The organism is Paraburkholderia nodosa (assembly GCF_001718195.1).
GTDB lineage: Bacteria > Pseudomonadota > Gammaproteobacteria > Burkholderiales > Burkholderiaceae > Paraburkholderia > Paraburkholderia nodosa_A.
Genome location: NZ_MCNV01000036.1, coordinates 58,192 through 68,202, shown reverse-complemented (window position 1 = coordinate 68,202; position 10,011 = coordinate 58,192). Strand labels below are relative to the sequence as shown.

Below are 10,011 nucleotides of genomic sequence, written 5' to 3'. Positions count from 1 at the left end.
TGGTTTGACCGCGTCGACAACCCGGACGCCCTGAACCTGCATGCGATGCGGCGTATTAACGGGACGCTCTATATCGTGGGCGAGCAGGGGCTGCTGCTCAAACTCGACCCCGACAGGCAGCGCTTCGTTGCGATGTCCTCGCCGTCGAAGGGCAGCCTCTTCGGACTCGCCGCGGCTGGCAACGCGATGATCGTGTACGGCCTGCTCGGCAACGCTTACCGCTCCACCGATGGCGGCGCCACCTGGAGCAAGATCACGCTGCCGACCGGCGCGAGCATCCTCGCCTCAGCCGAGCTCCCGAATGGTCGTCTGCTGCTGGCCACGCAGGCCGGCGAACTGCTCGAGAGCACCGATCAGGGCGCAACGTTCCACACACTGGGCGCGAGCCAGCCGGGCGGGGTCTTCGCCATGGCGCTGCGCGACGACACCGCGGTGCTGGCCGGCGCAGCAGGCCTGACGCGCGTCACATTGGCGAAGTCGCAATAAGGGGGAGCAGACATGGCTGGCGGCAACAATGCCCAATTCGACAAGATGCCCGTCGTGGCGGATCTTGCCCAGTTCGATTCGCGTTCTGGCAATGCGCTCGAGCGGCTGATCTTCAACCGGCGTCCCTGGCTGATGATCATCTGCGCGATCATCACCGCGGTGCTCGGGTTTCAGGCGACGCGGCTCGATGTCAATGCGAGTTTCGAGAAGATGATTCCGCTCTCGCATCCGTACATCAAGAACTATCTTGCCAACAAGGCGGACCTGAAGGGACTCGGCAACTCGCTGCGTATCGTCGTCGAGAATCCTTCCGGCGACATCTACGATCCGAAGTACCTGGCGGCACTGCGTCGCATCAACGATGCCCTGTTCCTGATTCCAGGCGTTGATCGCCCGGGTGTGAAATCGCTGTGGATGCCGATCGTGCGCTGGAACGTGGTGACCGAGAAGGGCTTCGCGGGCGGTCCCGTCATGCCGGACGGCTTCGACAGTTCGACTCAGGCGATTACACAGCTGCGTACGAACGTGGCGCGCGCCAATATCGTTGGCAGCCTCGTATCCAACGACCTGCATTCGAGCATGATCCAGCTGCCGCTGCTGGACCACTACGCCGATACGGGCAAGGCGCTTGACTACGCAAAGCTCTCGCGCCAGATCGACGAGGTCATCAAGACCGAAGGCCGGGGCGAGGTGCGCGTGCACGTGGTGGGCTTCGCCAGGCTGATCGGAGACCTGATCGCGGGTCTGAAGCAGGTGGCGATGTACTTTGGTATCGCCGCGGCGATTGCGCTCACCGTGATCTTTCTGTACACCCGCTGCTATCGCAGCACGCTGCTGGTGGTGGCCTGCTCGCTCATCGCCGTGGTCTGGCAGCTGGGCATCATCAGCACGCTCGGCTACGTGCTTGATCCGTATTCGGTGCTGGTGCCGTTCCTCGTGTTCGCGATCGGCGTGTCGCATGGCGCGCAGAAGATGAACGGCATCACGCAGGACATCGGGCGCGGCACGCACCGCTACGTGGCTGCGCGCTATACGTTCCGGCGGCTCTTCCTGGCCGGACTCACAGCGCTGCTCGCGGACGTCGTCGGCTTCGCCGTGCTGATGGTGATCGACATTCCGGTGATCAAGGACCTGGCCTTCACGGCGAGCGTGGGCGTGGGCGTGCTTGTCTTCACGAATCTGCTGCTGCTGCCGGTGCTGCTCTCGTATGTGGGTGTGAGTCCGTCGGCGGCACGTCGCAGCGTGCGTGGCGAGCAGAACGACGAACGCGGCACCTCGTCCGCGGGTGCGCTCTGGAACCTGCTGGACCGGTTCACCGAGCGCCGCTGGGCGGTGGGCGCGATCGTGTGCGCGGCGGCGCTCACGGCAGTCGGCTGGTCGATCAGCCAGCACCTGCAGATCGGCGACCTGGATAGCGGCGCACCGGAGCTGCGCCCGAACTCGCGCTACAACCTCGACAACGCGTACATCAATGCGCACTTCGGGCTGTCGAGCGATCTGTTCGTAGTGGTCGGCAAGTCGTCGCACGGCACCTGCGACGCGAACAACTTCCCGCTCGTGCTGGAGGCGGACCGCCTCGAGACCGCACTGCGCGGCGTTCCGGGCGTGCAGACGACGACCTCGGTGGGTGGCCTGACGCGCTGGATGACCTCGGGCTTCTACGAGGGCTATCCGAAGTGGTACACGATCGATCGTGTGCCGTCGATCATCAACAAGACGGTCTGGCAGATCCTGCTGGACCATCCGGACCTGATCAGCCAGACGTGCGGTACGGCGCCGGTCATTGCGTATCTGACCGACCACAAGGCGGCAACGCTCTCGCGGGTGATGGAGGTGGCCGAGGAGTTCGCGAAGGCGCACAGTGATGCGGACCACCAGTTCCTGCTGGCGGCGGGCTCGGCGGGTATTGACGCGGTGACGAACGTGGTTGTTGCGAAGGCGAACCGCACGATGCTGTTCATGGTGTACGCGGCGGTGATCCTGCTGTGCTTCATCACGTTCCGCAGCTGGCGCGCGGTGGTGGTGGCGGTCGTTCCGCTCGGCATTACGTCGGTGCTGTGCGAGGCGCTCATGGTCAAGCTGGGTATTGGCGTGAAGGTGGCGACGCTGCCGGTGATTGCGCTGGGGGTGGGGATCGGCGTGGACTACGCGCTGTACCTGCTGAGCGTGCAGCTCGCGTACCAGCGCACAGGGCAGCCGCTGAAGGTGGCCTACCGCCACGCGGTGCAGTTCACGGGCAAGGTGGTGGCGCTGGTCGGTGTGACACTGGCCGCGGGGGTGGTGACGTGGGCATTCTCGCCGATCAAGTTTCAGGCCGATATGGGCATCCTGCTTACGTTCATGTTCCTGTGGAACATGATCGGTGCGCTGATCCTGATCCCGGCGCTGTCGCATTTCCTGTTGCAAGGGATTACCCGCAAGGCAGTGGCGAAAGCCGCGGCGAAGGGTTCGTCGCAGGTCGAAGCCCGCAGTGCCGAGGTGACCCTGCGGTCGTGACCGTGTCGCATGTGCCGCGTTACGCGGCACTGCCCGCAGAAAGAATGTGGCGGGCCGCCATCTGCGAAGATGGCGGCCGAATTGCGTGCAAGTCAGGAAACGTCGGGGCGGACGGTGCTGGGCAGGCCTACACCACGGACATCGAGAAGCTCAGGATCTCCGAGACGCCGCCGTCCACCATCAGCATCTGGCCATTCATGTAGGAGCTGGCCTCGGAGGCGAGAAACACGGCTACGCCGCCGAGTTCTTCCGGGTTCCCCCAGCGTCCAACCGAGATATGCGAGCGGACGATCTCCTTCATTTGCGGATTCGATGTAACGGGCTCGGCCATATCGGTGAGGAAATAGCCGGGACAGATACCGTTGCAACGAATGCCGTGGCGGCCCAACTCCGCGCCGAGCGATTTCGTGAGCCCGGCGACCGCGTGCTTGCTGGCCACGTATGCCTGGAGCTTCTCCCGGCCGAGCACCGAAACGTAGGAACCCACGTTGATGATGCGTCCGTGCCGGCGTTCGATCATGGGACGAGCGACTTCCTGCGCGAGCAGATACGCGGCCGTGACGTTGGTATCCATCGTCCTTTGCCACATTTCAACGTTCGACTGAAGAAAATCGCTCCATTCGCAAATGCCGGCATTGTTGAGCAGGACGTCGATGCGTCCATGACGCGCAAGGACGTTGCGTACGCCGCTTCTGATCGCGTCTTGATCCGTGAGATCGAACGGTTCCACGTCGACGCTGCCGCCCGTCTTCCTGATCGATTCCGCGGCAGTTTCCAGACTCTCGCGCGATCGCGCGCAAAGAATGACGGTCGCACCCGCCGACGCCAACGCACTTGCCATGGCGAAGCCGAGGCCGCGTGACGCTCCGGTGACGAGCGCAATCTGCCCTTCCAGTGAAAACAGTTTCATAGTCTGACTCCCATCGATCATGCAGTGGCTGCTTGCGGGTGGCGAATGACGATCTTGCCGAAATGCTGCTGGCTTTCGAGGTGCCGCAGCGCATCCGGTACATGTGCAAAGTCATAAACCGAGTCGATTACGGGCCGCAGTTTGTGCAGCCCGATCGCGCGATTCATCGCTTCGAAATCCTGACGGGAACCGACGCGGATCGGCGCGATCGACAGGCCGCGCGTGAAGAATCCCTCGCCCGCAGAGGGGGCGCCGGTTAGCAGCCCCACGACGCTGATCCGGCCGCCATCCCGTGTGGCGGCAACGGACTTGCCGAAGGTTTGCGCGCCTCCCACCTCGACGACGACGTCGACGCCCAGTCCATCGGTCAAGCGCAGCACGGCGTCGTCCCATTGCGGCGTTTCGCGGTAGTTGATGGTGGCGTCGGCGCCTAATTGCGCGAGGCGTTTGAGCTTCGCATCGCTCGACGAGGTGGCAATCACGCGAGCGCCGAACAGACGCGCAAGCTGCAGCGCGAAAATCGATACGCCGCCCGTCCCTTGCACGAGGACGCTCTGGCCCGGCAGAAGGGGCGCATGCCCGCACAACGCGTTCCATGCGGTGACGGCGGCGCAAGGCAGCGTTGCAGCCTCCTCGTCCGAGAGATGATCCGGAACGCTAACCAGTTCCTCCTCGTTCAGCACCGCCTTGTCGCGCAGCATGCCTTCGACTATCGCGCCGCGGCCCAGCATATCCGCGTGTTGCGGGCGGGCGCCGCCATGCCAGTTTTCCGCGAAATTCGCCATCACCCGGTCGCCGGGCTTGAAACGCCGAACGCCAGAACCGGCTGCAAGCACGACGCCGGCGCCGTCCGAGGCAGGAATGAAGTTGGGCGCCATCCAGTCGCGAAATGCGCCGTTCATCAGCAAGAGCTCGCGAAAATTCAGTGAACTTGCGTTGACCTGCACCAGCACCTCATGCGAGCCAGGCTGCGGTGGATCGGGTTCCTCGTGTAGCGCCAAGCCTGAGATTCCCTCAAAACGTTCGCATCGATAGAGCTTCATTCGTTGTCTCCATGGTGGTGAACGAGAGCGCCAAATTCGTTGCCGAATGACGCCTTGTTCATTCTTCTCGTTGACAGCCGCAAAAAGATGAGTTCAGAATATAGAACATTGTTCAACAAAGCGTTCGGAGCGTCAAATTGAAGATACTGGTCGCGGTGAAGCGCGTGATCGACTACAACGTGAAACCGCGGGTGAAAGCCGATGGTTCGGGCGTCGATCTGGCCAACGTGAAAATGGCCATGAACCCGTTCGACGAGATCGCGGTGGAGGAGGCGGTGCGCCTCAAGGAAGCGGGTATTGCGAGTGAAGTCGTCGTGGTATCGGCGGGAACTGCGCAATCGCAGGAGGTGTTGCGCACGGCGCTCGCCATGGGGGCGGATCGCGCAGTGCTCGTCGAAAGCGATGCCGACCTGCAGCCTCTCGCAGTCGCCAAACTGCTGAGCGCCGTTGCGTCGCGGGAAAACCCGCAGCTGGTGTTGCTCGGCAAGCAGGCCATCGACAACGACGCTGGTCAAACCGGTCAAAAGCTCGCCGCATTGCTCGGCTGGCCGCAAGCGACATTCGCGTTCAAGACGGAAGTAGACGAGCGGCAACTGCTCGTTACACGTGAGATCGACGGTGGTCTTGAACGTGTCGCGCTCGATCTGCCAGCGGTGGTCACGACCGATCTGCGCCTGAATAGCCCGCGCTATGTGACGCTCCCCAACATCATGAAGGCGAAGAAGAAACCGCTGGAGACGCTGAGTCCCGAGGCGCTGAACGTTGACGTCGCGCCTCGTTTGAAGGTTCTCGAAGTGACTGAGCCGCCGGCGCGTAAAGGCGGCGTAATGGTTCCGGATGTTGCAGCGCTGATTGAAAAGCTTCGCAACGAAGCGAAGGTGATCTGATCATGACTATTCTCGTAATCGCCGAACACGACAACGCAACCCTGCAGCGGGCCACGCTCAACGCCGTCACGGCGGCGGGCGCAGCGGGCGGCGACATTCATGTGCTGGTGGCGGGCCACGGCGCCGCGGCCGTGGTGGAGCAAGCGGCCAGCATTGCCGGCGTCGCCGAGGTGCTGGTGGCGGACGCACCCGAGTACGCGCACGCGCTGCCGGAAAATCTCGCCTTTCTCGTTGTTTCACTTGCCAGCGGCTATACGCATGTGATTGCCGCTTCGACGGCCGTGGGCAAGAACTTCATGCCCCGCGTGGCGGCGTTGCTCGACAGCGCGCAGATTTCCGATGTCGTCGCCATCAGGGCGCCCGATGTATTCGTGCGTCCGATCTACGCGGGCAATGCACTCGCAACGGTGCAATCGTCCGATGCCATCAAGGTCATCACGATCCGCCCGACCGCTTTCGATGCGGCGGCCACCGGTTCGGGCACCGCGCCCGCGCGCGCGATTGCCACGGCACAGGCCTTCGATAGGGCCCGTTTTGTCGGTCAGGAACTCACGAAGTCGAGCCGCCCGGAGCTTTCCGCGGCGAACATCGTCGTGTCGGGCGGTCGCGGCATGCAGAACGGCGATAACTTCAAGCTGCTCGATGCGCTCGCGGACAAGCTTGGTGCGGCCGTCGGCGCTTCGCGCGCGGCCGTCGATGCCGGTTTCGTGCCGAACGACTATCAAGTCGGGCAGACCGGCAAGATCGTCGCGCCCCAGTTGTATATCGCCGTCGGCATCTCCGGCGCTATTCAGCACCTTGCGGGCATGAAGGACTCGAAAGTCATCGTCGCAATCAACAAGGACAGCGAGGCCCCGATTTTTCAGGTGGCCGATTACGGTCTCACCGCCGATCTGTTCGAAGCGGTACCCGCGCTGACCGCGGCGCTCGATTGAGTTCGATTGACGTTCGTCCGGATTGACAGCAATCCGGGCGCAGGCCTAGCATCTGAACGCCGTTCACGAAAATTGCACTAATAGTTGCATATTGGTTACCGACCGGGCTGCAAAACGAGCGGCCGCGACATAAAAAGCCGGAACCGGCGCCTACGCCGGCCACATCAAGGAGATATCCATGGGTAACAGAGGTCCCGATTCGGGTGCGCACACGGTCAGACTCGATTTCGTCCCGAAGGACAGTTACCTGTCGAAGCAGTTTCTCGAGCGGGAGAACGAGCGCCTGTGGCCGCGCGTGTGGCAGGTCGCCTGCCGCCTGGAGGAGATTCCCAACGTCGGCGACTACGTGACTTTCGATGTGGCGGGCGAGTCGATCATCGTCGTGCGCAAGTCGGCTGAAGAAATCAAGGCCTTTTTCAACGTCTGTCAGCATCGCGGGCGCCGCTTGACCAACGGTTGCGGCAAGGCCGCGAAGTTTCACTGCGCCTATCACGGCTGGCAGTGGAATCTGGACGGCAGCGTGGCGCGCGTGCTCGACCGGCAAGACTGGGAAGGCTGCCCGGAAATGGCCGATGGCGATCTGCGTCTCACCGACGTTCTGGTGGACACGTGGGGCGGTTTCGTTTTCATCAACATGGATCCGAACGCCGAACCGCTCGCAAGATTCCTCGATCCGGTGCCGGAGATCACGAACTGCTTCGAGTTCGAGAAGATGCGCTACCGCTGGTACAAGTCGATTCGCCTGCCGTGCAACTGGAAGGTCGCACTCGAAGCGTTCAACGAAGGCTATCACGTTGCCGCAACGCACCCGCAGTTGCTCGACGTTGCCGGCGACGACGTGACGCGCAGCTTCGCCTACGGCCGCCACGGCATGTTCGGGTACTCGACGGCCACGCGCATGATCGGCGCGCCGTCGCCGCGCACTGGCAAGCCCATGCCTGAGGATGTGCGGCAGGGTCTCGTGAACTTCTTCCGCGTCATGGAAGAAACGCTCAAGGCGATCAACACGGCTCGCGACTATGAAGCCGCGAAGCGTTTGATGCACGAAATGTCGCCGTCGGGCAACCAGTTCGAAGTCTTGGGGAAGGCGATGGAGTTCCAGCGCGAAGCGGCCATCGCAGAAGGTGCGGGCTGGCCCGAGATTACGTTCGAGCAGCTCGGTCGCGCGGGTGCGGACTGGCACGTGTTTCCGAATCTCGTGTTTCTGCCGTACCCCGATGGCGCGCTGTTCTATCGTGCGCGGCCGGACGGCGACAACCCCGATTCGTGCATCTACGACATCTGGTCGCTTCAGCGCTTCGCGCCGGGTGCGGAGCCGCCGTTGAAGCGTGAGTTCTATTACGGCGTGGACGACTGGAAAGAGAACGCGCAGGAAAACTTCGGCCTGATCCTGTGGCAGGACTTCCAGAACATGACCAACGTGCAGCAGGGCATGAAGTCGCGCGGGTTCAAGGGTTCGCGCACGAATCCGCTGCAGGAAACGTCGGTGTCGAACTTCCATCGCGCGCTGCGCGAATTCATCGCGCAGGAGGAGTGATGTCGGGGACCTGGGACGCTAGCTACGATTTCGTGGTGGTCGGCAGCGGTGGCGGTTCGATGTGCGCTGCGCTTGCCTGCAAGTCGGTGGGCAAGGATGCGCTCATCATCGAGAAGCTGCCGAAGGTCGGCGGCTCGACCGGTTATTCGGGCGGGGTATGGTGGCTGCCGAACAATCATGTGATGAAGCGTCACGGCGTGAGCGACTCGTATGAGCGCGCGCGTCAGTACTTCGACGCGGCGGTGACCTATCAAGGCCCGGGCACATCGGAGGCGCGGCGCGAGGCGTATCTGCGCACCGGACCGAAGATGGCCGAGTTCCTCGAACAGCAGGGTATGCAGTTCGTGTACGCGGACGGCTGGTCCGACTACTACGACACGCTGCCCGGTGGCGAGCCGCGTGGCCGTTCGCTGCTGGCAAAGCTGTTCGACGTGAAGGAGCTGGGCGAATGGGCGCCGCGTCTGTCGCGCTACAAGGGCCCTTCGATGCCGGCCAATTCGGACGAATATCCGCAACTCTTTCTGATGAAGCGCACGTGGGGCGGCAAGCGCAAGGCGATGCAGCTTGGCGGCCGCATGCTGTATCAGAAGATCACGGGCAAAGAGCTGGTTGCCAACGGCGCGGCGATTCAGGGGCGCATGCTGCAGATGGCGTTGCGTGCGAACGTGCCGATCTGGACCGACACGCCAGTGCGCGAACTCATTGTCGAGGACGGGCGCGTGACCGGCATCGTTGCGGTCCGCAGCGGCCGCGAAATGCGCATCCAGGCTCGCGAAGGCGTGCTGCTCAACACCGGCGGCTTTTCGCACAACGCGGAAATGCGCCGCAAATACCAGCCGCAGCCTTCATCGGCGGCTTGGACGAACGCGAATCCGGGCGATACCGGCGAAATCCTGCAAGCCGCCATCGCGCTGGGCGGCGCCGTGGACTGCATGGAGGAGGCGTGGTGGGTCGTGACGTCGCTCGGCCCCAACGAAGAACTGCCCGAGGGCGCGCGCGCGCCGGACGGTTCACCGCTGCCGTTCATGCATCACCTCGACCTCTCGCTGCCGTTTTCCATCATGGTTGATCAGGATGGCGAACGCTTCTGCGACGAAGCGGGCGCCTACATGGAAATCGGCCAGCGCATGTACCAGCGCCACAAGGAGACCGGCAAGGCCGTGCCCGCGTGGGTCGTCATGGACAGCCGGCAGCGCAAGTATTACCCGTGGGGCACCGCCATGCCGGGGCAGATTCCTGAGAAGTGGCTCGACAGCGGCTACATGATCAAGGCCGATACGCTCGAAGAACTGGCCGCGAAATGCCATATCGACCGCGCTGGTCTGCTCAAAACGATCGAGCGCTTCAACGGCTTCTGCGAAACGGGCGTCGACGAAGACTACGGGCGTGGTTCGCGCGCATTCGATCGCTGTCATGGCGACCCGACCATCAAGCCGAACCCGAACCTTGGGCCGATCGAAGAGGGCCCGTTCTACGCCGTGCGTATGTACCCCGGCGACGTAGGTACGGCGGGCGGCCTCGTGACCGACGAATACGCTCGCGTGCTCAGGGATGACGGCACGCAGATTCCCGGCCTGTACGCCACCGGCAACTGCACGGCATCCGTGGTCGGCCGCTGCTATCCGGGCGCCGGCAGCAGTATCGGCGCGTCGTTCGTATTTGGTTATATCGCGGCGCTCCATGCAAGCGGCGCGCCAAAAATCTGGTGAGACAGGAG

General features: G+C 63.1%; 8 protein-coding genes. 6 read left to right on the top strand and 2 right to left on the bottom strand.

Annotated features, from left to right (window positions below):
* Together BFD71_RS35095 and BFD71_RS35090 are read left to right on the top strand one after the other, a co-directional pair.
* Positions 1–486, top strand: a 486-nt coding sequence (locus tag BFD71_RS35095) for a WD40/YVTN/BNR-like repeat-containing protein (protein WP_370684337.1), incomplete at its 5' end; no start/stop codon positions are given.
* Between the two features lie 12 nt (positions 487–498).
* Positions 499–2,982 carry an efflux RND transporter permease subunit gene (locus tag BFD71_RS35090; RefSeq protein WP_069268813.1) on the top strand — a complete coding sequence of 828 codons (2,484 nt, stop codon included), beginning with the start codon at positions 499–501 and terminating at the stop codon, positions 2,980–2,982.
* A 127-nt stretch (positions 2,983–3,109) separates the two neighbouring features.
* Here BFD71_RS35090 and BFD71_RS35085 read toward each other — a convergent pair whose 3' ends face one another.
* A complete protein-coding gene (locus BFD71_RS35085) occupies positions 3,110–3,892 on the bottom strand; it encodes an SDR family oxidoreductase (protein WP_069268812.1) in 783 nt (260 codons plus the stop codon).
* Positions 3,893–3,909: 17 nt separating this feature from the next.
* A complete protein-coding gene (locus BFD71_RS35080) occupies positions 3,910–4,935 on the bottom strand; it encodes a zinc-dependent alcohol dehydrogenase family protein (protein ID WP_069268811.1) in 1,026 nt (341 codons plus the stop codon).
* Between the two features lie 137 nt (positions 4,936–5,072).
* Between BFD71_RS35080 and BFD71_RS35075 the strand changes: the two genes are divergently transcribed.
* The 4 genes from BFD71_RS35075 (at position 5,073) to BFD71_RS35060 (ending at position 10,003) form a co-directional block, all read left to right on the top strand.
* The gene (locus BFD71_RS35075) at positions 5,073–5,822 is read left to right on the top strand and encodes an electron transfer flavoprotein subunit beta/FixA family protein (protein WP_069268810.1); all 750 of its coding nucleotides are present in this window, start codon (positions 5,073–5,075) and stop codon (positions 5,820–5,822) included.
* A gap of 2 nt (positions 5,823–5,824) precedes the next feature.
* Complete coding sequence (locus tag BFD71_RS35070; protein ID WP_069268809.1) at positions 5,825–6,757, top strand: electron transfer flavoprotein subunit alpha/FixB family protein; 933 nt, start codon at positions 5,825–5,827, stop codon at positions 6,755–6,757.
* Between the two features lie 178 nt (positions 6,758–6,935).
* Complete coding sequence (locus tag BFD71_RS35065) at positions 6,936–8,294, top strand: aromatic ring-hydroxylating oxygenase subunit alpha (protein WP_069268808.1); 1,359 nt, start codon at positions 6,936–6,938, stop codon at positions 8,292–8,294.
* Entirely contained in the window at positions 8,294–10,003 is a 1,710-nt protein-coding gene (locus BFD71_RS35060; RefSeq protein WP_069268807.1) for an FAD-binding protein, read from the top strand. Before BFD71_RS35065 ends, BFD71_RS35060 begins: the two co-directional genes overlap by 1 nt.
* Positions 10,004–10,011: the final 8 nt, after the last annotated feature.

What these genes read in the sequence shown, in the direction of transcription:
- BFD71_RS35060 (WP_069268807.1), top strand. Translation starts at nt 8,294, where the DNA reads ATGTCGGGGACCTGGGACGCTAGCTACGATTTCGTGGTGGTCGGCAGC.
- BFD71_RS35070 (WP_069268809.1), top strand. Translation starts at nt 5,825, where the DNA reads ATGACTATTCTCGTAATCGCCGAACACGACAACGCAACCCTGCAGCGG.
- BFD71_RS35090 (WP_069268813.1), top strand. Translation starts at nt 499, where the DNA reads ATGGCTGGCGGCAACAATGCCCAATTCGACAAGATGCCCGTCGTGGCG.
- BFD71_RS35080 (WP_069268811.1), bottom strand. Translation starts at nt 4,935, where the DNA reads ATGAAGCTCTATCGATGCGAACGTTTTGAGGGAATCTCAGGCTTGGCG.
- BFD71_RS35065 (WP_069268808.1), top strand. Translation starts at nt 6,936, where the DNA reads ATGGGTAACAGAGGTCCCGATTCGGGTGCGCACACGGTCAGACTCGAT.
- BFD71_RS35085 (WP_069268812.1), bottom strand. Translation starts at nt 3,892, where the DNA reads ATGAAACTGTTTTCACTGGAAGGGCAGATTGCGCTCGTCACCGGAGCG.